This window comes from Streptomyces sp. NPDC087420 (genome assembly GCF_044744165.1).
In the GTDB taxonomy this organism is placed as follows: domain Bacteria; phylum Actinomycetota; class Actinomycetes; order Streptomycetales; family Streptomycetaceae; genus Streptomyces.
Genome location: NZ_JBIUXU010000001.1, coordinates 203,323 through 226,553, shown reverse-complemented (window position 1 = coordinate 226,553; position 23,231 = coordinate 203,323). Strand labels below are relative to the sequence as shown.

Annotated in this window: 21 protein-coding genes; 10 read left to right on the top strand and 11 right to left on the bottom strand. The window is 68.6% G+C overall.

Going from position 1 to position 23,231, the window contains the following annotated elements:
* Positions 1-203 precede the first annotated feature (203 nt).
* From ACIO1C_RS01005 to ACIO1C_RS00970, 8 genes are all read right to left on the bottom strand, one after another.
* Entirely contained in the window at positions 204-1,400 is a 1,197-nt protein-coding gene (locus ACIO1C_RS01005) for a S8 family serine peptidase (RefSeq protein WP_401856977.1), read from the bottom strand.
* A gap of 499 nt (positions 1,401-1,899) precedes the next feature.
* Complete coding sequence (locus ACIO1C_RS01000; protein ID WP_401856975.1) at positions 1,900-2,700, bottom strand: SAM-dependent methyltransferase; 801 nt, start codon at positions 2,698-2,700, stop codon at positions 1,900-1,902.
* A 339-nt stretch (positions 2,701-3,039) separates the two neighbouring features.
* The gene (locus ACIO1C_RS00995) at positions 3,040-3,219 is read right to left on the bottom strand and encodes a sodium:neurotransmitter symporter (RefSeq protein ID WP_401856973.1); all 180 of its coding nucleotides are present in this window, start codon (positions 3,217-3,219) and stop codon (positions 3,040-3,042) included.
* A gap of 381 nt (positions 3,220-3,600) precedes the next feature.
* Entirely contained in the window at positions 3,601-6,516 is a 2,916-nt protein-coding gene (locus ACIO1C_RS00990; protein ID WP_401856971.1) for an AfsR/SARP family transcriptional regulator, read from the bottom strand.
* A 126-nt stretch (positions 6,517-6,642) separates the two neighbouring features.
* The gene (locus ACIO1C_RS00985; RefSeq protein WP_401856969.1) at positions 6,643-8,301 is read right to left on the bottom strand and encodes a CocE/NonD family hydrolase; all 1,659 of its coding nucleotides are present in this window, start codon (positions 8,299-8,301) and stop codon (positions 6,643-6,645) included.
* Between the two features lie 264 nt (positions 8,302-8,565).
* Positions 8,566-8,709 (bottom strand): hypothetical protein, encoded by a 144-nt coding sequence (locus tag ACIO1C_RS00980; protein WP_401856967.1) that lies wholly within the window; start codon positions 8,707-8,709, stop codon positions 8,566-8,568.
* Positions 8,706-9,095 (bottom strand): signal peptidase I, encoded by a 390-nt coding sequence (locus ACIO1C_RS00975; RefSeq protein WP_401856966.1) that lies wholly within the window; start codon positions 9,093-9,095, stop codon positions 8,706-8,708. The genes ACIO1C_RS00980 and ACIO1C_RS00975 overlap by 4 nt, the downstream gene beginning before the upstream one ends.
* 138 nt (positions 9,096-9,233) lie before the next feature.
* Positions 9,234-10,439 carry a glycosyltransferase gene (locus ACIO1C_RS00970; RefSeq protein WP_401856964.1) on the bottom strand — a complete coding sequence of 402 codons (1,206 nt, stop codon included), beginning with the start codon at positions 10,437-10,439 and terminating at the stop codon, positions 9,234-9,236.
* Between the two features lie 474 nt (positions 10,440-10,913).
* Here ACIO1C_RS00970 and ACIO1C_RS00965 point away from each other — a divergent pair, with 474 nt between their 5' ends.
* Positions 10,914-11,498 carry a hypothetical protein gene (locus ACIO1C_RS00965; RefSeq protein WP_401856962.1) on the top strand — a complete coding sequence of 195 codons (585 nt, stop codon included), beginning with the start codon at positions 10,914-10,916 and terminating at the stop codon, positions 11,496-11,498.
* Positions 11,499-12,881: 1,383 nt separating this feature from the next.
* On the opposite strand, the gene ACIO1C_RS00960 is transcribed toward ACIO1C_RS00965, so the two are convergent.
* Together ACIO1C_RS00960 and ACIO1C_RS00955 are read right to left on the bottom strand one after the other, a co-directional pair.
* Positions 12,882-13,082 carry a hypothetical protein gene (locus tag ACIO1C_RS00960; protein WP_401856960.1) on the bottom strand — a complete coding sequence of 67 codons (201 nt, stop codon included), beginning with the start codon at positions 13,080-13,082 and terminating at the stop codon, positions 12,882-12,884.
* Between the two features lie 762 nt (positions 13,083-13,844).
* Positions 13,845-14,489 (bottom strand): hypothetical protein, encoded by a 645-nt coding sequence (locus ACIO1C_RS00955; protein ID WP_401856958.1) that lies wholly within the window; start codon positions 14,487-14,489, stop codon positions 13,845-13,847.
* A 57-nt stretch (positions 14,490-14,546) separates the two neighbouring features.
* Here ACIO1C_RS00955 and ACIO1C_RS00950 point away from each other — a divergent pair, with 57 nt between their 5' ends.
* From ACIO1C_RS00950 to ACIO1C_RS00935, 4 genes are all read left to right on the top strand, one after another.
* Positions 14,547-14,990, top strand: a complete 444-nt coding sequence (locus ACIO1C_RS00950; protein ID WP_401856957.1) for a hypothetical protein — start codon at positions 14,547-14,549, stop codon at positions 14,988-14,990.
* Positions 14,991-15,242: 252 nt separating this feature from the next.
* On the top strand, positions 15,243-15,464 hold the full coding sequence (locus ACIO1C_RS00945) for a hypothetical protein (protein WP_401856955.1): 222 nt from the start codon (positions 15,243-15,245) through the stop codon (positions 15,462-15,464).
* Between the two features lie 522 nt (positions 15,465-15,986).
* Complete coding sequence (locus ACIO1C_RS00940; RefSeq protein ID WP_401856953.1) at positions 15,987-16,220, top strand: hypothetical protein; 234 nt, start codon at positions 15,987-15,989, stop codon at positions 16,218-16,220.
* A gap of 222 nt (positions 16,221-16,442) precedes the next feature.
* A complete protein-coding gene (locus tag ACIO1C_RS00935; RefSeq protein WP_401856952.1) occupies positions 16,443-17,168 on the top strand; it encodes a DUF6461 domain-containing protein in 726 nt (241 codons plus the stop codon).
* Here ACIO1C_RS00935 and ACIO1C_RS00930 read toward each other — a convergent pair.
* Positions 17,159-17,752 carry a hypothetical protein gene (locus tag ACIO1C_RS00930; RefSeq protein WP_401856950.1) on the bottom strand — a complete coding sequence of 198 codons (594 nt, stop codon included), beginning with the start codon at positions 17,750-17,752 and terminating at the stop codon, positions 17,159-17,161. The two genes, ACIO1C_RS00935 and ACIO1C_RS00930, sit on opposite strands and share 10 nt — an antisense overlap.
* A gap of 365 nt (positions 17,753-18,117) precedes the next feature.
* On the opposite strand from ACIO1C_RS00930, the gene ACIO1C_RS00925 reads away from it, so the two are divergent.
* The 5 genes from ACIO1C_RS00925 to ACIO1C_RS00905 all read left to right on the top strand — a co-directional run bounded on the left by ACIO1C_RS00925 (position 18,118) and on the right by ACIO1C_RS00905 (position 23,099).
* Positions 18,118-18,363: a hypothetical protein gene (locus ACIO1C_RS00925; protein ID WP_401856949.1), complete on the top strand. Its 246-nt coding sequence runs from the start codon at positions 18,118-18,120 to the stop codon at positions 18,361-18,363.
* Positions 18,364-18,512: 149 nt separating this feature from the next.
* Positions 18,513-18,974 (top strand): ribonuclease domain-containing protein, encoded by a 462-nt coding sequence (locus tag ACIO1C_RS00920; RefSeq protein WP_401856947.1) that lies wholly within the window; start codon positions 18,513-18,515, stop codon positions 18,972-18,974.
* Between the two features lie 1,022 nt (positions 18,975-19,996).
* Positions 19,997-21,037, top strand: a complete 1,041-nt coding sequence (locus ACIO1C_RS00915) for a class I SAM-dependent methyltransferase (RefSeq protein WP_401856945.1) — start codon at positions 19,997-19,999, stop codon at positions 21,035-21,037.
* Positions 21,038-21,106: 69 nt separating this feature from the next.
* Positions 21,107-21,892 (top strand): tRNA-dependent cyclodipeptide synthase, encoded by a 786-nt coding sequence (locus ACIO1C_RS00910; RefSeq protein WP_401856943.1) that lies wholly within the window; start codon positions 21,107-21,109, stop codon positions 21,890-21,892.
* Positions 21,870-23,099: a cytochrome P450 gene (locus ACIO1C_RS00905; RefSeq protein ID WP_401856941.1), complete on the top strand. Its 1,230-nt coding sequence runs from the start codon at positions 21,870-21,872 to the stop codon at positions 23,097-23,099. Before ACIO1C_RS00910 ends, ACIO1C_RS00905 begins: the two co-directional genes overlap by 23 nt.
* Positions 23,100-23,231 lie beyond the last annotated feature (132 nt).

Here is a 23,231-nt window from a genome sequence, read left to right as displayed (position 1 = left end):
GCCCCCCGCCAGCACGGTGAGAGGCAGGGCAATCGCGGCCGCTACACTCACGCGCAGTCGCCGCCAGGTGGTTGAACGCGCGCGCATCGTTCTCCGTCCGTAGGGGCACGCGATGCGAGGGACCGCGGGCCGGATCAGAAGAGCACTGCTCGATCGGCTTCACTGTAGGAGAAGCCCGGCAGGCGCCGCTGAGAAACCCTTGTTTACAGTCCGTCGGTGAAGAGGACGGCATTGGGGGAGGTCTTGGTGAGCTTGGTCAGGACGCCCTTGGTGGACTCGGAGTCCAGGAAGTCGGCGAGTTCCGCCGGGTCGGCCTTGGGATGGGCCTCTTTGTAGAGGGTGGCGACTCCGGTGACGTGCGGTGCTGCCATCGAGGTGCCGTTGAACGAGACGGAGCCGCCGCCGAGCTTGGCGGAGAGGATGTCCTCACCGGGGGCGTAGAGATCCACGCATGTACCCCAGTTGGAGAAGCCGCTCTCCTCGTCGGACTTGTTGCTCGCCGCCACCGTGACCACCCGGTCAGCCGAGCCGGGGGACGCGCCGCAGGCGTTCTTCGCGTCGTTGCCCGCCGAGAGGACCGGCAGGACGCCCGCGTCGGAGAGTGCGGTCGTGGCGGCGTTGAGGGCTGCGGATCTGTCGCCGCCGACGGAGGCGTTGAGGACCGCGGGCCGCACGGCGTTCTTGGCGACCCAGTCCAGGCCCGCGATCACCGCGGAGTCTTCGCCGTCACCCTGGCAGTTCAGGACGCGGACGCTGACCAGGGTCGCCTTGGGCGCGACGCCGTAGGTCTTGCCGCCGACGGTGCCGGCGACGTGAGTGCCGTGGCCGTTGCAGTCCGCGCCGTTCCTGCCGTCCTGGACCGCGTCGAAGCCGAACGTCGCACGCCCGCCGAACTCGGAGTGGGCGTACTCGATGCCGGTGTCGAGGATGTAGGCGCTCACCCCGGCGCCGTTGCCCGCAGTGGTGAACTTCCCGTCGAGCGGCAGATCCCTCTGATCGATCCGGTCCAGGCCCCAGGCCGAAGCCGGGCCGCGCTGTGCGAACGCGGCGGGTGTGGTCGTGGAACTGGGCGCGGAGATCTTCGCGTCCTCCTCGACCGCCTTCACGCCGAGGCTGCCACGGACGAGCGTCAGCTGCCGGGGGGTGAGGGGGACGGCGAAGCCGTTGAGGACCTTGCTGTAGAGAAAGGTCGGCTTCAGACCCAGCCTGGCCGCGGCCTTGGCGGGGTCGACAAGCTTGTCGAGGGTGACGATGTACTGGCCCGGTACCGGGTTCGCCGCACGCACCAGCGGTGCGGGTTCCGGTGCCGGAGCGGAGGCGGATGCCGTACCGGCGGCGAGGGGCCCGGCCAGGGAGAGCGCGACGGCGCAGGCGAGAACGAGCTTGCTGCGAGTATTCACGCGGACCACACGATCACACGGAAACGATCCTTCCCAAGAACCGACCCCGGCGATTCCGGCCCGGCCGATCCGAATCCCCGCCCGTTCATGCCGGGCCATCTGTACGGTCTTCGGTCGGCTGACGGCTAACGGCTAACGGCTGACGGCTGACGGCTGACGGCTGACGGCTGACGGCTATGAGCAGCCGCCGTGTTCGCCAAGGAGCAGGGAGACGCCCTGCGATCCGCCAAGGGGGAGCTCGGTCCCCGCGGCGGTCTGTTGTGCCGCTGTCGCGGCTCTGCTTGCCGCGTCCTCGATCTCTTCACGTGTCATGCCGACGAAGTAGACCATCTCCTCGTGGTTCGTGGACCCGATGAAGTTCTCGGCGAACGTCGAGTCGTACAACGTGCCGGAAGGCGCAACCGTACGTGTACGGGCCCGCGGCGGCGAGCGCTCGGCGGAGCCGGCCAGGGCCGGGCGGCGGCACGTCTCCCGTTGCCGCCCGGTGAACCCGCCACCGTCACGGCTTGACGGCCAGGAACCCCCACTGCACGCACGCGTCGGCCCCGTCCGGAGCCGTGACCGCGGCCGGCAGGACCAGTTTCGGCAGCGGGCCGAGCCCCGGCGGGAGCAGGGTCAGGCCGCGTGCGCAGTCGGCGATCTGGTCGGGTGTGCGGGCGAGGTACGCCCCGTCCGGATCAGCCTGTACGTAGTGCTCCTGCATCCTGAGCACGCCGGGTGTCTCGATCGTGTCGCACACCGCCAGGCAGGAGCCGGAGGCCAGACGGCTCGTGTACCGCTCCACCAGGCCGGCTGCCTCGGCCGGCGGGAAGTGGCCGAGCGTGGACAGGACGAGCAGCGCGACCGGCTTGTCCAGGTCCAGGGTTTCCGACGCCTCCTCCAGGACGGCGTCCACGTCACGGAAGTCCTTCCGGAGGCACTGGATCCTGCCCTCGGGTGAACTCCGCAGCGAACCGGCGTGGTTGAGCACGACGGGGTCGTTGTCGACGTACACGACCCGCGACTCCGGGGCCGCCTTCTGCGCCACGCCGTGGGTGCCGATGCCCGTGGGGATGCCGGCACCCAGGTCGAGGAGCTGGCGGATCCCGCCCTCCCGGACCACGTAGGCGGACACCCGCTCCTGGAAGGCCCGCGACTCCATGGCCGCCATCCTGATCTCCGGGAAGGAGCCCATCATCACGTCGGCGAGGTCCCGGTCGACCTGGTAGTTGTCCTGACCGCCCTGGGCGTAGTTCCAGATCCGCGCGGAGTTGGGGACGGTGGGCACGACGTCGATGCCGGGGCGTACGGAGTCACTCATCCGAGATCCTTACTCGTCAGGGGCAGGGGAGTGAAACGGGGCGACGCCAGTCCGCTGATCACGTCCATCGCCATCCGGCCATCCGGCCTTACGACCGCGTCGAAGTCGTCCGTGATGAGCATCATGGCCGGGTGGAGGCCGGTCTGAATCAGACTCTCCCCCCTCCCGAACCTCTCGAACTCCTTGAAGCGGAGAATTCCGAGAGGGCCGCAGAGGCTGACGGTCGGCGAGTGCGGTGCGCGCGCCCGTCCCCGCAGATGCCCGTCTCACACCGTCACGACAGAGCAGACATCAGAGCCGCTTGCGACTCAAGTCCATGAGGCATGACCAGCGACATCGTCATCGCTTCACGCCCTTGCGCAGGAAGAGGAGTCCGCCAACGGTCAGAGCGGCACCGATGACGATCGGCAGCACCGCCCGGGTCCTTCCGTCCCCTGCGTCATTCAGCCCGAGAAAGATCAGAGCGACGCCGCAAAGTAGCGCCAAAATCGCTGATCCGGTCACTGCCGCTGTACGCATCGGTAACTCCTGCCCTATGGGGGCGGGATACACATCCCGCGCCTACTTCCAGATCAGCTGTACGCGGCGGTCGTCGCCCCGGCGACCGTCGCCACCAGCGTCATATGCACACGTCTCACGTGCACAACCCCCTCGGAGGAGCGCGCAACCTCAGCACCCCGGAAAGGCACCGGGGTTATGCACATATGGGAAGGCGCGCGCTGAGACGGCAGGTACGCAGGACGGGCGGTCATGCGTGATGTACACGACACGCATGACACTCCACCACGAGGGCACACGCCGCGGTTTGCTTGATCCTGGCAACGGCCCTCACACGTGTCGGCGACCTTCGCCGACCCTGCCGCGGCCCTCCAGGAATGTCCGCACCGTCCCCGGCGTGCCTTATGCCAAGCGGCTCCGCAGCTCCTCGGTCTGGGCGGGGCGGCGCTGTGTCTCGCACAGGGCCAGGGCCTGTTCCCATGCTTCGCGTGCTTGGCCCGGCAGGTTCATCGCGTGGTACGTGTCGCCGAGGTTGGTGAGGGTGTCGGCCTCGTCGTAAGTACTGCCGACGTGGCGGAAGAGCGACAGCGCCTGCTGGTAGTGGTCCAGGGCTTCGGTGTGCCGTCCGGTGTGGTGGGCGATGTAGCCCAGACTGTCGTGAGTTGACGCCTCGTCACCGCGCTGGCCGTCCGCGCGGAAGAGGGCGAGGGCCTGTTCGCAGTGGTCCTGCGCCTCGGAGTGGAGCCCGAGTTGGGCGTGCATCCAGCCGACCGCGTTGAGCTGGTTGGCCAGCCAGACGGGATTGTCGAGCCTCCGGTACAGGCGCAGAGCGCGGACGGCGTGGTCGAGAGCCTTCTCGTCGTCCCCGTGTTGCTCCCAGGCCCGCCCGAGAGTACGGCAGATGTGCGCCTGGCCGGCGAGGTCGTCGGACTGCTCGGACAAGGTGAGGGCCAGGTGCAGGTGGTCCAGGGCCTTGGCGTGCTCTCCTGTCTGCGCGTGGGCCTGTCCCAGCCGCCAGTGGGCCAGGGCCCGGGGAACGGGAGCGTTGCCATGGCGTTCGGCCGCGGTGAGGGCGGCACGCCAGACGGCGAAGTAATCCTGAAGGTGGTGGCCGCCCAGGTGGTAGGAGATCAGCGTCCAGGCCAGCTGCCACACCTGCGCGTAACGGCCCTGCTCCAGGGCGAGAATCTGGGTGGCCGGCAAGCAGGAATGTTCGGTGGTGAACCACTCCAGCGCGGCTGCCGTGTCCGCCAGCCGGAGCGGGGCGCAGCCCGGGGCGGGAGAGTCCAGTTCGGGCCGGAAGGGGGTGTGCGGGCCGTCGAGGAGCTGGTTGGCGGCGAAGGCGGTATGCAGATGGAAGTCGACCAGCCGGGTCAAGGCAGCGGCAGTGGAAGTGCCAGCGGCGGTGTCGGTGTCGGTATGGGTGTCGGTGTGAGTGTCCGTGCCTACGTGAGTACGGGTGTCAGGGGCCTGGCCCCCGTTGCTCAGTTCGGCGGCGAACAGTCCGATGAGGTCGTGCATGCGGTACCGGCCCGGGCGGTGCTGCTGGATCAGGTGAGCGGCCTCCAACTCGGCCAGGAGTTGGCGGGTCCGGGGCAGGGGAAGAGCCGCGAGGGAGGCGGTCGCGGGCAGACCGATGTCCGGGCCCGGCGCCCGCCCCAACAGGGCGAACAGGTGGCCGGCCGGTGGGGTCAGAGCGCGGTGGGAGGTGGAGAACACCGCGCGCAGGTTCACGGACACATCTCCCGTGGTCAGTGCGTCGAGCCGGCCGGTGGCCGAGCGGAGTTCCTCCGCGAGTACGGCGAGAGGGAAACCGGGATGCGTGACGGCGCGGGCGGCCACGATGCCGAGGGCGAGAGGGAGGCCCGCGCAGTGCTCGACCAGCGCGTCGACCGCGTCGGGTTCGGCCGCGGCTCTGTGCGCGCCGAGATGACGGGTGAGCAGCTCGCGGGCCTGGTCCGCCTGGAAGGCGTCGAGGCTGACGAGGCCCGCACCGTGAGTGGTGACAAGGGAGACGAGGCGATCACGGCTGGTGATCAGTACGCGGCAGGACGGGCTTCCGGGCAGCAGGGGACGGACCTGATCGGCATCGCGTGCGTTGTCCAGCACGATCACCATGCGCCGCTCCGCGAGCAGACTGCGGTAGAGGCCCGCCTGGGCTTCCGGGTCCGCCGGGACGGCGTCAGGGTCGACCCCCAGAGCGCCGAGGAATCCGCGCAGGACGACCGTCGCCGGCAAGGGTGCCGAGGACGGCTCGAAGCCGCGCAGGTTCACGTACAACTGCCCGTCAGGGAAGTGTGCCACGTTGTCGTGCGCCCAGCGCAGCGCCAGCCACGTCTTGCCGACCCCGCCGATCCCGCCGATCGCGGAGATCACCGCGGCGCTGCTCGGGGAGGTCTGTTGGGCACCAAGGGCGTCGGTGAGCTGCTCAAGCTCTCGTCTCCGGCCGGTGAACACCGGCGGAGAGGAGGGGAGTTGACGCGGGGTGGTACCGCGTGGCGCGGACGGTGGCGCGGCCGGGGCGGACAGCGCGGGGGCGCCGGTGAGTATCTTCCGGTGCAGCTCCCGGAGCTGCGCACTGGGGTCGGTGCCGAGTTCTTCGGCGAGCCGTTCGCGGGTGCGCTCGTAGTGCGTGAGCGCCTCGGCCGGGCGGCCGCACCGGTAGAGGGCGAGCAGGTAGTGGCCCGTCAGGCACTCGTCGAGGGGATGATCGGTGACCAGCTTCGCGAGCTCCGGGAGGATCGCTTCGTGGCGGCCGAGGTGGAGCTCCGTCTCGTACAACTCGGCCAGCAGGCCCAGTCGTTCCTGGTGGAGGCCCGCCCTGTTCCGGGCCGCCCAGTCGCCGCCCACGCTCCCCAGCGCCTCGCCGTGACAGATTTCGGCGGCCCGGCGGTAAAGCCTCCAGGCCTCCTGGTGGTCCTGCTGCCCCGCGGCCTTGCCGCCCCGCTGGACCAGCGCCCGCATCACATGGACGTCGACCTGTTCCGGGTCCAGCGCCAGAACGTAGCCGCCCGACTGCTGCGCCAGCGGAGAGCTCGTACCCGAAGAACCACCGCCCTGGTCCAGCAACTTGCGGAGCCGGGCGACATAACTGTGCAGGCCGGCCCGGGCCGCTCGGGGCGGGGCGTCGTCCCACACCCGCTCGATCAAGGTGTCCACGCTGACGAGCCGGCCGCTCTGCAGCGCGAGAACCGCCAGGACACACGCCTGCTTCGCCGGACCGGCGGAGACGTACGCGCCGTCGGCGGTCTCCACCATGATCCGGCCGAACAGGCGGATGCGGGGCTGAGCGGAGAGGGCACTCTCGATACGGCTCATCCGGCAACCGTCTCACAACACGGTCCCGCCATCCTCCCGGATTCCGGCCGCCGGGCGACGGCATATTCCGGCCGCGATGCCTCCTCTCAAGGAGCTGATCGACAAAGATCTGCCCGGAGAGCACTGTCAAGCTCCGAACCGGCGCTGCCTTGCCTCGTTGACGGGCAGTGTGAGGAGGGTCGTACCGTGGTCGACGGTGTACGTCGTTGTCGCAAGCCCGGTGCCGGTCGCCGGTGCCTCTCCGGTACCGAGGTTGCGGTCGTATTCGGGGAACGAACCACCGGAGATCTGCAGTCGGATCCGCTGACCGGCCGCTATCCGGTGAACGCAGAAGTCGAGGATGAGCTCGATTTCGCGAAGCCGTTGGGGTTCGGCGACGACGGGAAGACGTAGCATCCCGTCGGAAACGTTGACCGAGCCGCCCGACTCGTCCACGACACACAGGCGGGCATGCAGGTCGGCGTGGGCATGGTCCGAACGAAGGCCGAGGATCAGTGTGGGAGTCCCGGTGATCTCAAGCGGGTGCTGGAGCGGTGCGGTGCTGAAGGTCATGACGTCGTCACGCTGCTCGCGGGCCGTGTTGTCGCCGGCTCCGCCGTCCGGTGCTACGCGCCGGCCCCCGACCGTCGGTGTGGGGTCGGCAGGGTCATAGGTAAAGGTCGAGGTCGAGGGCCAGATCGACGCGTCGCCGTCCGGGATCAGGGAACCGGATGCGTCCGGCCGCAACTCCCAATGCTCCGTGGCGCGGGGCAGATCAGCGAGTTCACGCCATTCATCCGTACCGCCGACGTGGATCCGGACCTTCGGACGGTCCGACTCGGCCACGCCGTCACGCAAATGATCGTTGAACCAGGACTGCGCTTCGTCCACCATGACCGCCGCTGCGGGGCCCACGACATCGGTGTGCACCCATGGTCCCAATGTCAGCGCCGTATCGACGCCTCTGGCGCTCAATGTCCGGAAGGCGTGCAGTGTTTGCGGTAGGAAAACGTCGTAGCTGCCACCGATCAGAAGCGTGGGGGCGGTGGACCTCCGCAGGGCTTGGCTGTGGTCGTAGGGCCGCCAGAAGGGATCGGCGGCATCAGGGTGACGAGTCCAATCGGCATACCAGGGGGCGTTCGCCCCGAGCAGCTCCGCACCGGCCAGCAGCGGCAATCGCCGGGCGGCATCAGCGGGCAACTCGACAGGCTGGCCGGGCGTCTTGCGGCGCACGAGATCGCTCCAGCCCAGGCTCTCTTGTACGGTGAACGCGCCGGTGCCGACAAAGTGGCGGCCGAAGTCGTACGGGCCGACCACGATCACCGCCGCCTTGACCTCTTCGGGCGGGTCCCGCAACAGGGCGTACACGCAGTAGGCCAAGTAGGACATCCCAAGGAGCCCGAGCCGCCCGTCGAACCATGGCTGTCGCCGGAGCCACTCGACCGTGTCAAGACCGTCCGCGGCTTCCTGGACCATGGGGTTGAGCTGGCCTTCGGAGTCAGCGGTCCCCCGACAGCTTTGCAGCAGGACGTGGTAGCCGGCGCCGGCGAAAACGCGCGCCAGCAGTAGGTCATAGGGGAATCCACGACCGTAGGGTGATCTCACCAGAATCGTAGGCGCCGGTGCGTCACCCATGGGGGCGTAGTGCTCCGCACCCAGTTCGACGCCGTCACGCATGGAGACCCGGACAGAGGTCACCTGGCAGTCCGTGCTCCGCGCGCTGATCCCCAGGCCGGCCAGCACTTTTGACGGATCGGTCAATTCCGTCCGCTCTTCAAGCACGAAATCAAAGTGGGATTCAGACATATGTCGCGCCCTTCTTCTTTTCTTCAAGAACGGAAAGCCACGGCAGCACCAGGACAGAGCGCGCTCAATCTTCGAACCATTCAGAGGCCGGCGAGCCGCCATCAACAGACCATCGGTTCCTTAATAAAGTACCACCAGTCTCCTAGGGATGCAATCGCGAGGGCTTTCCCTCATGCGCCCCACGCATCGGCCGATCCATTGGGACCGCCATGGCTTCCAGTGCGTCATCAACTGGGTCATCAAGAAGCGGCTGAGTCACGCACCTCAGACCCGGCCCGGCTCAACGAGATGCGGGAGCGGCGCGGGGACCAGCCGGGTGGGCAGGGCCTCGTGCCGGGCCGCGAGCAGATGCGGTGCCTTGATGAGCAGCTCCCGGCCCAGCCGTCCCGCGTGAGGCCGGTGGTTCACTCCGGTCGTGGACCGCACTCCTCGTCGGGGACGGTGTATCCAGAGACAGAAGGCCATCGCAAGGTCATGACCACGGAGTCGTCCTCGGCGAACCAGGAGTGATCCACCCCCTGGCCCCAGACGACGTAGTCGCCCTGCCGCGCCAGCAGCACGCTGCGGCCGGGAAACTCCATGCGGAAACGTCCCGTGACGAGAACCAGCAGAGCCGTCCGCACCTCCCCCTTCACCCACCGCGCCCGTCGCTCACCGCGGGGATGGACACCCCACTTGACCTCGACGGTGTCACTGTGGCGGGGATCGCCCCGCTCCTTGAAGTGCCCGAGCAGCCATCCCCCATGAGCCGCCGCGTCCTTGTCCGCACTGCCCACGTACACGCCCTCATCCATGAACCCGAACGCTAGCAATCGAGGGCGCGGTGTCAGCCACAGCCGTCAACCGCGGGGTCGTGGTTCCGCATGCCGAGGGCCCGGACGGGTCCACCACGCCGGGGGTGGACCCGGATCGGCCCTACGGGCCGGCGCCGTTCACCGGGACTCGTCGACCAACCGGCGAGCGGCCATCTCCGCCCCGTCGGTACGGAGCCGGCCTCCCAGGGACCTCGCACGCGCCCGGGTCCCGGGTGACAGAGCGGTCTCGAGCGCGCCGCCCAGGGATTCGACGGTCGTGGTCGGAGCGTCGATGGCCGCGCCGAGGCCCAATGCCGCCACCCGGCCGGCCCAGTACGGATTGTCCGACAGCTGAAGAGGTATCACCACTTGGGGCGTGCCCGCCCGGGCCGCCGTCAGGGTCGTACCCGCGCCGCCGTGGTGGACAACAGCGGCCACCCTGCCGAACAGGTTCTGATGGCTGACCTCGCCGATGGCGAAGCAGTCGTTGCCGTCGTCGACGAGCTCCAGGTCCGCCCAACCACGGGACACGAGCACACGGTGCCCCCGTGCACGGACCGCCTCGACGGCCATGGAGCCGACGCCTTCGGCCGGGGACATACTGCCGAAGCCCACATAGACCGGCGGACTGCCCGCATCCAGGAACCTCGCCAAGTCCGCCGGCAGGGGGCGTTCGTCCGCGAGGGTCCATGCGCCTGTCTGTACGACGTCGAGGCCGGGGTTCTCCCGCCACGCCCCCAGGTCCGGGTCCGCCGCCAACCAGGGATGATCGGTGATCACGTGATCGCGCACGTTGCTCACCGGCGGCAGACCGAGCACCGCCCGGTGACTGTTGAGTGCCTCGCCGAACTGCGCGTTGACGTTCTGGGCGTCGAGCTCCCACAGGGTCCGGTTGTCGGCGGCATCAGGCTCCGGCCAGCCCGGCCGGGGCGGTGGCGCGTGGTACGGCGACGGCAAATGGACCGCCGCGTAGCTCACGTACCGGTACGAGACACCCGTGGCCTCGGCCACGGACCGCGCGGCGATCTGACCCAGACCTGCCGCCACCACCACGTCACATCCGTCGACCGCCGCCGGCAAGGTGTCGAACTGTGTCTCGACCAACTCGTTCCTGTAGCGGACCAGTTCAGTCGCCGAGGGCAGGACTTTTCCGCGCATCACCTCCCTGACAGGCGGCCCCACCGTTACCAACTGCACTCCAATACCTTCGAGCCGCTTGGCGAACTCCTCGTCCGGCGGGGCACACATCCGCACGGCCACGCCACGTGCCCGTAGCCGCACCGCGAGTGCCACCAGCGGTTCGACGTCGCCACGTGTCCCGTATGTAGACAACAGCACCCGCATTCAGCGTCCTCTTTCCTCGGGGCTTCCATGGGGCTTCCATGCTTTTCTGTCGTTTCCACCCGAGCTCGGGGTAGTGGCCGGCGGCGACAGGTGGGTCGTCACCGTGATCGGCAGCAGTGTAAGTCGCCTGCGGGTCAGGGAAGTCGGTAGTCACCTGGAACCGTCGTGTCGGTCAACTCGGCTATTTTGCGGCGGATTTACGCCTTTGGGAGTTACCCGGAAGAGCCGTACCGGTGGCGACGGCGCGCGTCGGCTTGCCCGGGGCCGGGAGGTTCGGCGGTGGTCGACTCTGGGCAGTCTGTGCTCGGCGAGGTGTGCAAGATCCCCCATCGTCCACACAACCGGAGTGCTGCGATGCAGAGTTCGTCCACACCCGTACCTGATGTTTCGGTCATCCTGCCCTGTGCCGGGTACGGAACACGTTTCGGGGCGCCCTACCCGAAGGAGTTGCACTGTCTCGCTCCTGGGGTCACCGTGCTGGACCGCAGCCTGGAAGGCGTCGTCGAACTCGCCAAGAGCGGACTCAATGTGCGCCTGGTCATCGTGTTCGGAACACACAAACTGGAGACGGTGAGTTATCTCGCCCGCTATGCCGACACCTTCCAGATGGTCTTCGTCTACCAGAACGAGTCGTTCGGACCCGGTCTCGACGGGGCGATCCGTTCCGCCCTGCCGATGACGCGGGGGCCGGTGGCTCTCGTGCTGCCCGACATCGTTGTCACGGGATCGGACACGCCGGGCAAGCTCCTTGACGCCCTGCGCCAGGTGGAGGTGGCGGGCTGGTGTGTGGTGGCCGCGGAGGAACGGGACCACGACACGCTGCGGCAGATGGGCGCGCTGGCCGTGGCCGAGGTGGGAGGCGTCCTGACCGTGGGGGCGGCCACCGACAAGCCGGCGGATCCCTCGGGCTTCAATGCGTTCTGGGGCATAGTGGCCGTCACCGAAAGTGAGGCGCACAAGCTGCCCGACGTCGCGGCCACAGGAACGCCCAGCCCGTTGGCCGGCGCGGTCGCTCTCATGGTGGACGGCATCGTCAACTTCAACACCCCCGCGGGCTGACTGCTCGCGCCCCGTCGAGTTCGCCCGATCTCCGCCATATGTGAACGAAACAGCAGGTCAGACGTGGCTCTTCGGCTCGGCCGACCCGCCTTACGAGGCTCGGATGGACGCCACCGCCAGGCCGACTGGTCCCCAACTGGTCCCCAAGAACGACGGAAAGGCGGTACCGGATTTCTCCGATACCGCCTGCGACCTGCGTAAACGCTGGTCGGGACGACAGGATTTGAACCTGCGACCCCTTGACCCCCAGGAGTGTGAGTCACCTGGATTATCCGCAGATAACAGACTTAATCTGGGCGCATGGTGTGCCTGGGAAGCTCTGTCGTGCGTTACTGCGCACATCGTGTGGTCCCCAACTGGTCCCCAAGATGCCTCGCGGGCCGTTGAATCTGCCCTCCCCAGATCTCTCACTCGGCTGCGTCGCTGGGGGCCTCGACGAGGTAGCCGTGATACCGATACACCCAAGCGTGCAGCCGCCCGGTCGACAACATCGGCTCCAGGTCCGGGCGATGGAACTGCCCCGTGCGCCAGGCGAACCCCCTCCAGGGAAGCCAGCCGCGCAATCGTCCTTGAGTCCCGCTCCCGGGAAACCGAGGCCGCCAGGGTTCCGGTCGACGCGTCCGGTCACGCGATCCCGCTCTGCCGCTTCGGCTGCGGTCAACCCGCAAGCCTTCCAGGACCCGAAGGGCTGCCCGAGCACTTCTCGTGCCGCAGGAAGCATGAGGCGTAATCCATTGGCCACCGCTGACCGCCCTCGCCGCGTCACCTGATGCCAGAGCCCCTGCCCGGTTCGGGTAAGGGATTTCATGTTTCCGCCCGACATCTCAGACCCCAGCGGCACAGTGGGCGCAGCACACCCAGCACCTCTTTCCCTAGGAGCCGACCGTGGCCCAGAGCACCACCTTCCGCACCAGCACCAAGCAGGACACCCTCGCCGACCACGGTGTGGAGTCCTCAGCCGGGTCTCCCGCGTACTCCGGAACTTGGCCGACTCGGCCGACCACGCGGCGAAAATGGTGCGGAAAGCGGACGCGGCACGGCGAAGCTGAACCGGCACACCCAGGAACGCCGGCAGATGTGCTCTCCGCGCGAGCGGCGAAGAGCCGCTCCTTGCAGGGGAGGAACAAGGCCAATCTCCAGCGCACAGCCCCGGCCCCGGCCCCGGGTGCGGTGATCTGTGCGGAGGCGGTGGCTGCGACGGTGATGGACGGTGCTGATCCCGACACGCACGTCGACGCCGAGACGGGAGATCGCCCGCACCCGCAGGACCTTCCCCAGGCGGTGGTCGCGGCCCGTTGTAGCGGCGCTTGGCGGGCAGTCGTCCGGCGCCGGATGACGGCCGCGGGGGCCAGCTGACGAGGCAGGGCTAGGCAGGCTGTTGGGTCAGGACGGGATTCGGCCTTCGAGGATCGCGGTGACCTTGTCGCTCATGAACTCCATCCACGTATCCCGGTCGTACCCGTTCATCGGATGGAGCACGGCGGGAAGCGGCGCTCGGCACAGCGAATGGAGATGGGCTGCCGTTCTGTCCTCGCCGTATTGCAGCCAGTCGTCGACGACAGCCCAGCCTTGCCTTTCCACCACCGATTGACCGGCATGCTCCCCCGGCCCCCGGCCCCCGGCCGCCGGGCGTGAGGGCCCAGGCCAGGGGGCGGAAGTAGACCTCCGAGAAAACGTCGTAGTGCTGCGTGTGCCGACTGGCCCGGACAGCGTTGTACATTCCCGCCAAGCGGGTCCGCCGGTCCAGGCATATGGCCAGGCGCAGACTGGCTCCGTCTGGCATCGTGATGCGGTCTCGTCGGCTGCGAAGGTCCTCGGCAAGCCCGCGGAACATCACCCGCAGATGCGGACTGGTGGCGAACATGCCGATGAGGATGGACCGGGCCACGCGGGCCGGCGCCAGACGCAGAGGAGGCAGGTGGAGACGCTGTCGCAGGTTCACGCGCGCCAGCACGGCGTTGCTGAAGTCCGCGTAGGCGGCGTCGTAGTGGGCGCCGGCCATGCTGTTGCAGTCGCCGCACAGGCTGTAGAACCACATGCCGCCCTGTGCGGCTCGCCCGTGGCCCAAGGCTCGGTTCGCCAAGCGTACGTTCGCGCTGACTACCCGATCCTTGTTGCCGGCGGCCTGGGGCGGCACGTGTGCCTTGGTCATTTTGCGAACGTCACCACAGAGACCGCACGGGCGGCTGCCTGCGCTACGCAGGTCAATTCCCAGAGTTCCAGGCGGTCTTCTGTCAGGCACGTGGAGAGCCTAGCCGGGGCGTCGGACAGAGCCGGAACGGCTTAACGCCTATTCCCGCCTCCGGGGCCCAGTCGCCCTGGTCTGCCGGACAGCCCTTGTCCCGGTCAGGGGTGAAAAATGGTTGGGGAGCGAGGCGGTGGGTGCTCCACGGTCCGGCGACGTTCGATGTTCTGACTGGGCGGAAATACGGGGTATTCCAAGGCGTACTGAGGAGCAGAGTGGGTCTGCCCGTCCCACGGCTTGGGCTGGCCCGGGCTGTTCGGCTCCCAATGCTTCCAGGGATCGTGCTCCGGGTGGTGGATCACGAACTGGTCAGCCACGTCGTACGCCACCTCCACAAGCGCGAAGCCGATGGCGCCCTCCGCGTGCATCAAGTGGTCCATGTGCTTCAGCCGGTCGGCGCCCCGGGTAGCCGGGCCGGGCAGGAACAGAAGGCGGTGAGGGTCCAGCGAAAGCATGATGTCGCTCAGTGCGGCAGCGCGCAGCTGGTCTTCGTCGTCGGGGCGGTTCCATATGGCGATCGGGGTATCGCTGGTTAGCAGGCACATGTCGCTGAAGCCGAGCGCCCATGGACGTGCTTCCAGGGTGAGCGCCAACGTGACGATATTCTCAACGATGTAGCGCAGATGGGGCTTGTTCTGCGCGAGTCTATGCACGTCCTGCGGGAGGCTGGTGATGTCAGGTGCTTCGGTCTGATGGTGGGTAAGCCGTTTGCGCTGACGCGTGGTGCGCAAGATCTGGGCGGCCATCCACCCCCGGAGGAGATCACGGAGCGCACCGCACGGTTCGCGAAGGACGGCGTACGGGTGTGCTGGGTCGCCACCCGGCTCCGGCCCTGGGTCGGCGCCGTGCCCTCCATCCACGTCCGGCCGCCGACCGAGGACGAGGCGAGGTGGACGGTCGCCGGTGGACTCGTACGGTTCGAGGTCGAGAGCTGCAACGACCGGCGGGAGTGCCCGGCCGGTCACGGCCACTGGCGCCAGGCCGGTTCCGATCTGCGGTCCTTCGTCCAGTGGGTGCTCGCCGGACGCGCGGTCCCCTTCCGATTACCCGTCCTCTACTCCGGCGGCTACAGCTTCCACGACGGTGATCACGTCTGGGCCGGTGCGTGGACCGCGCCGCAGTACATCGACGCCGCAGCCGACTTCGCCCGCTGGCTTCACCGCGCGAACGTCCTGCGGGAAGAGAGCAAGGCGCGCTGGCTGGAGCGCAAGCGCCGTGACCGCCCAACTGCGGCACACCGACGGTAACCGCCGATGGGCTCCGGGCACACCCCTGTACGTCCTCGACCGTCCCTACGCGGTGCTTCACCCCCGGCCCGCGTTCGTCAACTGGAGCCGGCTCAAGGGCATCGTCATCTTCGTTCGGAACACCGACGAGCTCCGCCTGCTGGGCCTGACCGCGCCCAACGGCCCCGCATCATTGTCCTGCCCGAGGACGGCGGCCCCGCCTGACCCGCCGCATCAAGTCCCATCGACCGCCCCACGCGAAAGCAGCACCACGTGACGGACCAAGCGCAGGAGTCATGGGCCGAGGCCCTGGCCGAGGAGATACGGACCAACTACCCGGGCGTGCGCCTTGCACTGGGAATCGACCACGGCCCGTATCTCGTGCTCTTCTCGATCCTCCTCCCGGAGAGCGAGCGAGGGAACGGGCTCGGCACCCACGTCATGGAGCACATCACCGCCGCAGCCGACCTACACGGTGTACCGATGACGCTCTAGCCCAAGCGACACCTTCGGCGGGGACCTGGTCCGGCTGCACGCGTTCTACCGACGCCTCGGCTTCATCACCAACACCAGGCGCGGTGAGATCGGCGCCCCAAGAGAGAGCATGGTCCGCGTACCACTCGGTTCCGCCGCGGTTGGTGAAAGCCCACTGACATATCCGTGGCAGACCCACTGACGTTCTCGTGGCAACCGACAGGCGCACGGCTGCGCCGGCGGCAGGGAGGGCCGAGTACTGCGTCCGTACGTACAAGAGGGCTGACGCGGGTTGTCGTCCGCCACGAAAGTGTCTGCGGGCTTTGCCAGTCGGTGTCAGCGGTTCCGCGAGGTTTGTCAGCGGGGGTGCTTTGGCTGACGGCCGCGATCGGTGGGCGGTAGCTGGGGTCGGGGTCGAACGGGCCGAGGGCCGTCCGATCGGATGGCTCGCCCCGTCGTTGCTCGTGTCGCGGGTCGGCACGGTCCGGGCAGGCGGCCGAATGGCCCGAGACGATCCCCCCACCCCCACACCCTGGAGTCCCCATGCGTACATGTACCCGCCTGCTCGCCGTCGCCGCGTCGGCCGCCCTCCTGTCCCTCGCCGGCACGGGAGCCGCCACCGCCGACGCCTGGGAGACCGCCGTCAGCAACAACGGCGCCACGGTCACCTGGAACAGCGACGCCGGCAATGGCAGCGTCACCTTCTTCGATGAGGGAAACAGCTTCCAGGGCACCGCGCAGTTCCCCGGCGAGGGCCCGGTCGGCTACCGCGGCTGACCCACCCCCACCACGCCCGGCGCCGATCGTTCGGGGCCGGGCCGTCCGTCCGCTCCCCCTTGGACACGCGGTGCATCCGGAGGACGACGACCAGCCCTCTGGCCGCCGCCAACTGCTGACACTTGGTCATGGCGAAGCCCGCGACACTTCCACAGCGGACAACAAAAGCCTCGTGTCAGCCGAGACACCCTGGTGTCAGAGGGCGCTGGCAGGATGCGCTGTATGACTTCCGCCACCGCAGCCGATTACGGCTGGATACGTTCTCCGGCCTCGCCGTTCGCCTACGGGCTGGAGGTCGGGTACACCCTGACGCTGGTGCGTGGGATCTCGCCTTCGGAGTTGTTCCGGATCGTGGGGGCCGAGCCGCGCGATGAGGAGTGCGAGGGGCTCGGCGATCTCATCGTCGAGCAGCAGGAGTTTCTCGACGAGTTCGAGGAGTGGCCCGATGCCTTCCTTACGGGAGCGTTCACCGTGCCGGGCGAGGGCGGCGAGTGGACGCTCGCCCTGGAGTTTGGAGGCGATCTGGGCACGCGCCCGCGCCTCATGGAGGCATTGTCCGCCGGGACGCGTGCTGTCTCCCATTCGAGCAACGGGGGGAAGCCCATGGACTTCTTCCACTGGTATGAGGATGGCGAGCTGCGGACCACCTTCGAATGGCCCGCCGACCGGTCTGGCAGCACCCCCGATGAACTGAACGCCATGATGGGGGCGGTCGGCCTCAACCCCTCAGGGGACACGGATCCGAGCGTCGACACGAAGGCGGCGGTCATGGCGCTTGCGGAGCGCCTCACCGGCGTTCGGGTGACCGCGCAGCTGCTGGCGGAGTCCGAGTACCAGCTGGGAGTAGTCCCGGAAGAACCCGTCGAGGGGTGGGAGAGCATCACCCTCGACATAACGGACGCGCACGGCGAGCGGACGTATGCACAACTGCGACGAGGTCAGCTCTGAGACACGAGGTGTCGCCAACCCCACTGACATTTTCGTGTCGCCCAACGCGGTTGTGGTTGGGGGCGTAGCGTGCGCGTCCCGGCCCTCCCCGGTGATGCAGGAGTGGCCTCCTCCCCGGCCTGAAAGGGGAGGAGGCCATGCCTGTCAGCAGGCGACTCCGGCCCCGCGCCAGGCCTTGAGGACTTCGTCGAGCGCGGCCCGTGATCCGGGCCGGCTTCTCCGTTCAGCACGAGGTGGGACATCAGCCGGCGCGCGGCGGGCAGGTCGAGACTGAGCACGGCGAGGACTCTCTCCAGAGCCTGGATCGGAGTGCGCAGATCGATGCTGTGGGCGCCGTCGAGGTAGTACGACAGCAGGCTCGCCAACCGCGCGCTCTCATCGTCGGTCTCGGCAGCCCGGACGAGTGCGGCGTGGCAGGACCACGCCGCGTCCAGGGCGTAGACGGGCAGGGACAGTGCGCGCAGGTGCTCGGGGCGGTGATCGGTGGTGGCGTAGTCGGTGACCAGTTCGGCGACGATCTGCCAGGTCAGGGTCGGCAGCAGGTAGAGGGTGTCATCCAGATTGGCCGCGGCAGCCGACCCCACGGTCCCCAGGACCTCACCCGCCAGTTGGGCGTCGGCGCTCCAGACGACGCTAGAGGGAAGAAGGACAGGACGGTCGGGACCAAGGGCGCTGCCCCTGTGGTGGATTGGCATGCCTCGATTTACCCAAGGGGTGCGGACGTCATCCGGAGAACAGTCCGAGTGCGCGGTCGTGATCGAACCGGGCTCTTCGCGCTTGCCTCTTGGCGTGTTGAGCGACAGGACAGCCGCTCACGTGAACGGGGTTGATCGATTGCCTCGTCGGTCTGCTGCGCGATCTGGCAGATCCGGCAAAGATCAAAGGTGTAGGCGTGTACGTGGAGCTGGATTGTTCCCGACGCGCCGTGAGAGATCGCACCATGACCGCGATGCCGACCGATCTGATCAACACTGCCGCCGTCATCGAGGCGATCGCCGACCCTGTTGCCCGGGAGAAAGCCGCCCGCGATCTGCAGGACACCCTCACCAAGGCGATCGCAGCACCCCTCGCCCAGACCAAGGCCATACGGCAACAGGCCGTGCTCGAACTATGCCAGAGCCTCACACTGGCCAAGACCGGCGCACTACTCGACTCGTCCGTCGCGCGCGTCGACCAGCTCGCCAAGGGCAAATAGGCTGTTTCTGCGGTGAACGGGCCCCGCCACACGGACGCACCCGTCCTCGCCCCCCACCTTCTTGACGCCGCGCGGGCGGTAATCGCTGCCGGCCGACATCTTGGGGTGACGATGCGTGACCAATGGGGCCGGCACCTGGTTGACCGGGCATGAATCTCATCCGTAAGCCGCGCTGTGCGGCGGTCCTCGCTCTGCTGTTGACCGCCCTGGTTGTCCCGGCGGCCTCGTCCGCGACGGCGGGAACACCCGCCAAGGCTCCGACTGTCCGGGCCGCTGACGTCATCAACCCGCCGCTGCCCGTGGAGGCGTTCCCGGGGCAGGTGAAGGAAGCCTGCGGGATCTGGAAGGAGCTCGCTTGGCCGCAGGCCAAGCGCCCCACGGACTACACGGTGGTGAACACCCGGTTCGTGATCCGGGGCAGCAACGTCTACGGCAACCGCTCCGGTGACCTTCCCCTGGAAGGCCACTACCGCGAGTACGACGTCAACCCCCGCACACCCGGCACCCACCGCGACGCGGAACGCCTCGTCCGCGACCCCGACACCCACACCGTCTGGTACACCGGCGACCACTACGACAACTTCCAGGAGATCGCCTCCGGCTGCTCCTGATCCGCCGACAAGCGCGAACGGGGCCGGGGGATCCAAGGCGGTCTCCTTCCCGTGTCGTACGGTACGCCCGCCCGTACGACTGCCCCGGTTCTCGCCGGAAGTCGTACGGGCGGGCGTGAAGGCCGCGGCCGGAGCGGCCGGCCCTTCACCGTAAACGACCCGTACGACCGGGCCCTGGACCTGGGCGACGGCTGGATCCGCCACACCGTCCGGCCCCTCATGAAACCCGAGGCCCGATCACAGACCTCGACCACTTCCCCAGCACCGGGTAGCCCGGGCTCACACCGCCTCAGCGGCGGGGCACGGTGAACCCAACCTCGTTGACCGCGTCGGTCCACACGCCACGGTCGAGCCACTTCCGGATGTCCGGCTGCAGCTCGGTGATGATCCGCATGCGGACCCCCAGTCGTGTCCCGCCGGTCCGCACTCGCCGGGGCAGCCGTCCTCCCCGTGAAGGTGCCCGGCCATCCAGGCGTTGACCGCCACGTTCACGATGACGCCGTACAGGTCGCCGCCGCTCTGCGCCAGCGCGTGCGGCACCCCGCCGAGGATGACCGCCAACTCGGCTTTGCCCACCGGCGGATCGGGGGCGCGCCCCCGATCCGCCCTGGCGTTCCCCTCAAGCTGCCGCTGACTTCCGCGAGGCGGTCGGCGAGCGCGGGAGCGGGTCACGACGAAACCCCGCTGGGACCTTGCCGTCGACCAGACCGAGCGGGACGCCCTGCGTACGGTCGCGGCCGGCTGCGGCAGCCTGATCCTCGCCTGCACCCGTGCCCCGTAACACCTCTCCCCGCCCGGCCGGGGCGGTACGCCGTCCGGACCGCATGCTGGCGGCGGTCAAGGCCACGTCGACGGCCGGCCGCACCTGTGCCCTCAGCATTGCGGCTGCCGCTCGCACCCGCTCCGCCACGCGGTCGATGACGTCGACCCTGACCCGGCCGGGCCGGCTTCGCGGCGGGCCCTGCCGGGCGCGCCGAGGAGCGCTGTAGGCCGCTGACTCGGGGCGACTGCGGTGGGTCTTTATGTCGGGCCCGGCCGATGCGGCTCGGGGACTGGCGGTCTTCGCCGTCTCTCCAGCGTTCAACGCGTTCACGCTTCCGGTCGCTTGCGGGCTCGTACCGCGCCATATCGCGGCGACACGACGAGAACAGCACACGAAGAACAACGCACCTGTGCCCCGCCGGGCACCCTCCAGGGCCGGCCGTGCACACCGAACACACGAGAGCGAGGAGATGACGGTGGATTCCCAGTTCGACACAGCGGTGGCGGCGTACGAGAGCAGCATGAAGGAGATGCCGTTCCGGGAGCACGTCGAGGCGTACAGCTTCCTGAACGCGGTCGGTGACATCGTCGGGCGGAATGTGCTCGACCTCGGGTGTGGCAGCGGGTTGTACGCCCGTCGGTTGCGCCGTGCCGGGGCGGCCCGTGCGGTGGGGATGGACGAGTCGGCCGCCATGGTCGAGCACGCCCGGCGGCGCGAGGAGCGCGAGGGACTGGGCGTGGAGTACCTGGCAGCGAACGCCGCCGACCCCGCCGCCGGAGACCTGTCGGACATCGCCGGTTCATTCGACGTGGTCACGGCCGTGTACGTGCTGCCCTACGCGTCCAGCCAGGAGGCGCTGCAGGGGTTCTGTGCGACGGCGCGGCGAGCGCTGCGCGCGACGGGCGGGCGGTTCGTGGCCGCGGTCCTCAACCCGGAGTTCTCCACGGACCCGCAGTGGTACCGGGGCTACGGCATGCTCCTGAGCTCGCAGCGGTCACCGGCGGAGGGTACGCCGGGGCACCTGCGGGCCTGGGTCGGGCCGGAGGTGCTGGACCTGGACTTCTTCCGCTGGTCCGCGGCAGCGCACGAGCAAGCTCTCGAGGCGGCCGGATTCGACCGCGTCTCATGGATTCGTCCGACCGTCTCCGAAGAGGGTCGCGCGAGGTACGGGGAGGCGTTCTGGGCAAACTACCTCGACTGCCCTCACGCGCTGATCATCGACGCGCACGCCGGCCCCACGGCTGTACCCGAACGCCGTGCCCGCCCGGCTGAGGACACCGCAGCGACACCGAAGAGCTGAGCCCCTCCCCCACGAACAAACTCTACGTCCCGCCCCGCCCCAACCCATCAGAGAAGTAAGGCCACTGCCATGAGCCGACTCCATACAGCTTCACCGCCCCCCACCGCTACAGACGGACCCCCGGGGACCGCGGCACAAGACACCCCAGGCCCCAGCGGGTTCCGGGTAGAGGGGTTGGACCTTCACAACCCGCGCCTGGCCGAGCGGTACGGCACCCTGGTGCTGGGTCTGTCACCGTTCAATTCCTTCTACTCCACGCAGACCGTGACCGCCCTGTGCGAAAGCGCGGCCAGGTCTTTCTCCGACGTGCACGTGGTCCTTCCGGGGGCCCCCGAATCGGCGCTGCGCTACATATCCGCCGGCAAGGCGCCGCGGCACGCGGTCCAGCGCTCCAAGCGTGTCATTCACAACATGCGCAACGTCGCACGGCGCGCCCTGGCCGACTGCGGGATGGCCGACACGGACTCCCGGGTGCATGTGATGACCCGTTTCGCCTCCCATCCGCGCTACCAGAAGAGCCGGGCCCGTATCGAGACCGCGTACCGCACGCAAACTCCGATGCGGGAGGCGGTGCACGCGATGACCCGGACGGCCCTGGCCACCTCCCTCGACTCCGAGCCCACACGGGCGCAGATCGAGAGCAACACCCGCTACATCTTCGCGGAGGCCCCGCTGCTGCTCGATGCGGCCGGCATGCTCGCGCGGCCCAGCGCCCTGTTCGTCTACCACCGCAGGGTGCCCCTCTATGACGTGGTGGCCGCCGGCCAGGTCCCCGGCCTCACCGTCGGGACCGGCCATGCCCTGTCCGTGCTCACCGATGAGAGGAACGACCGTGGCAACGACGATTCCCGATGAACTGACCTGGCCCGACTCCTTCCCCACCCGCGGACACGGCCTGCCCCCTGAGATGTTCGACCTCCTGCGCCGCGAACGGCCGGTGGCCCCGGTGACCTTCCCCTCCGGCCACCGCGCCTGGCTGGTGACCCGCCGTACCGACATCACCGCGATCGGATCCAGCCGCAACTTCTCCCGGGACCTCACCTGCCCCGGCGGGCAGCGCATCGCCGGAGACGACTTCAACAGCGTGCCCGGCGGCATCTTCAACCTCGACCCGCCCGAGCACACCACCGTACGGCGCGTAGTGCAGCCGTTCTTCAGCCCGGCCGCCGCGACGGCCCTCAAACCCGCCATCGCCCTGGCCGCCTCCGACCTGGCGACCGCTCTGCGCGACGGTCCCAACCCCGCAGATCTGCACCGCGCCTACGCACACCCGCTCGCGGCGACCCTGGCCTGCGACCTCATGCGCGTGGCACCACGCCAACGCCGCAAGATCGTGCCCCGGCTGCGCTCGCAGGTCGACTACACGACACCAGCCGCCAAGATCGACACTTCCACCCGGTGGATGCTCGACTTCGCCGCCGAAGTCATCGAAGCCAAAAGGGCCGACTACGAAGACGGACGCGAACCGCGCGACCCGGTCGAAGCGCTGATCCGCGCCCACCACCAAGGGACCATCACCTCGGAGCATCTGCACGCCACGGTGATGTACCTGTTCGTCACCTCCGCCGAACCCGTCACCGGCCCGGTCACCACCGGCGTCTACACCCTGCTGCGACACGGCGACCAACTCGCGCGCATCCTGCGCGACCCCGGACTGTGGCCCACCGCAGTGGCCGAACTCCTGCGACTGCACCACAACGGCATGACCTCGATGCCCCGGCTCGCCCTGGCCGACACCGAACTGCACGGGGTGCGCATCCGGGCCGGCGACGCCGTCGTCACCCCCTGGGTCGCCGCGACCTGGGACCCGGAACACTACAAACAACCAGAGCGATTCCGCCTCGATCGCGGCACACGGGAGGACCCGGCCATCACCTTCGGTACCGGCCCCCACTTCTGCCTCGGCGTCAACATCGCCCGCCTGTACCTGCAGACCGCGCTCTCAACCCTCTTCACACATCTGCCGGACCTGGCCTTGGCGGCCAAACACGAGGACATCGCCTGGGAACCGGACACCTACCTGTTCACCCGACCGACGGAACTGCCCGTCACCTGGTCCTGAGCCCCCGGCCCGCACCTCCGACACACCTGCCCCCTGCCGCAGTCGGCCCGCTGGCAATACTGCGGCGTGGTGGTTTGACCAGCGCCTTGCTGAGGCGTTTCGTCGGCCCTGGGCCCGTGAGCGCCCGGCCGC

Coding starts and splice junctions, on each gene's coding strand:
- ACIO1C_RS01000 (WP_401856975.1), bottom strand. CDS start 2,700: ATGAGTGACTCCGTACGCCCCGGCATCGACGTCGTGCCCACCGTCCCC.
- ACIO1C_RS00995 (WP_401856973.1), bottom strand. CDS start 3,219: ATGCGTACAGCGGCAGTGACCGGATCAGCGATTTTGGCGCTACTTTGC.
- ACIO1C_RS00990 (WP_401856971.1), bottom strand. CDS start 6,516: ATGAGCCGTATCGAGAGTGCCCTCTCCGCTCAGCCCCGCATCCGCCTG.
- ACIO1C_RS00985 (WP_401856969.1), bottom strand. CDS start 8,301: ATGTCTGAATCCCACTTTGATTTCGTGCTTGAAGAGCGGACGGAATTG.
- ACIO1C_RS00975 (WP_401856966.1), bottom strand. CDS start 9,095: ATGGATGAGGGCGTGTACGTGGGCAGTGCGGACAAGGACGCGGCGGCT.
- ACIO1C_RS00970 (WP_401856964.1), bottom strand. CDS start 10,439: ATGCGGGTGCTGTTGTCTACATACGGGACACGTGGCGACGTCGAACCG.
- ACIO1C_RS00955 (WP_401856958.1), bottom strand. CDS start 14,489: ATGGCCGCCCAGATCTTGCGCACCACGCGTCAGCGCAAACGGCTTACC.
- ACIO1C_RS00940 (WP_401856953.1), top strand. CDS start 15,987: ATGCGTACATGTACCCGCCTGCTCGCCGTCGCCGCGTCGGCCGCCCTC.
- ACIO1C_RS00935 (WP_401856952.1), top strand. CDS start 16,443: ATGACTTCCGCCACCGCAGCCGATTACGGCTGGATACGTTCTCCGGCC.
- ACIO1C_RS00925 (WP_401856949.1), top strand. CDS start 18,118: ATGCCGACCGATCTGATCAACACTGCCGCCGTCATCGAGGCGATCGCC.
- ACIO1C_RS00920 (WP_401856947.1), top strand. CDS start 18,513: ATGAATCTCATCCGTAAGCCGCGCTGTGCGGCGGTCCTCGCTCTGCTG.
- ACIO1C_RS00915 (WP_401856945.1), top strand. CDS start 19,997: ATGTCGGGCCCGGCCGATGCGGCTCGGGGACTGGCGGTCTTCGCCGTC.
- ACIO1C_RS00910 (WP_401856943.1), top strand. CDS start 21,107: ATGAGCCGACTCCATACAGCTTCACCGCCCCCCACCGCTACAGACGGA.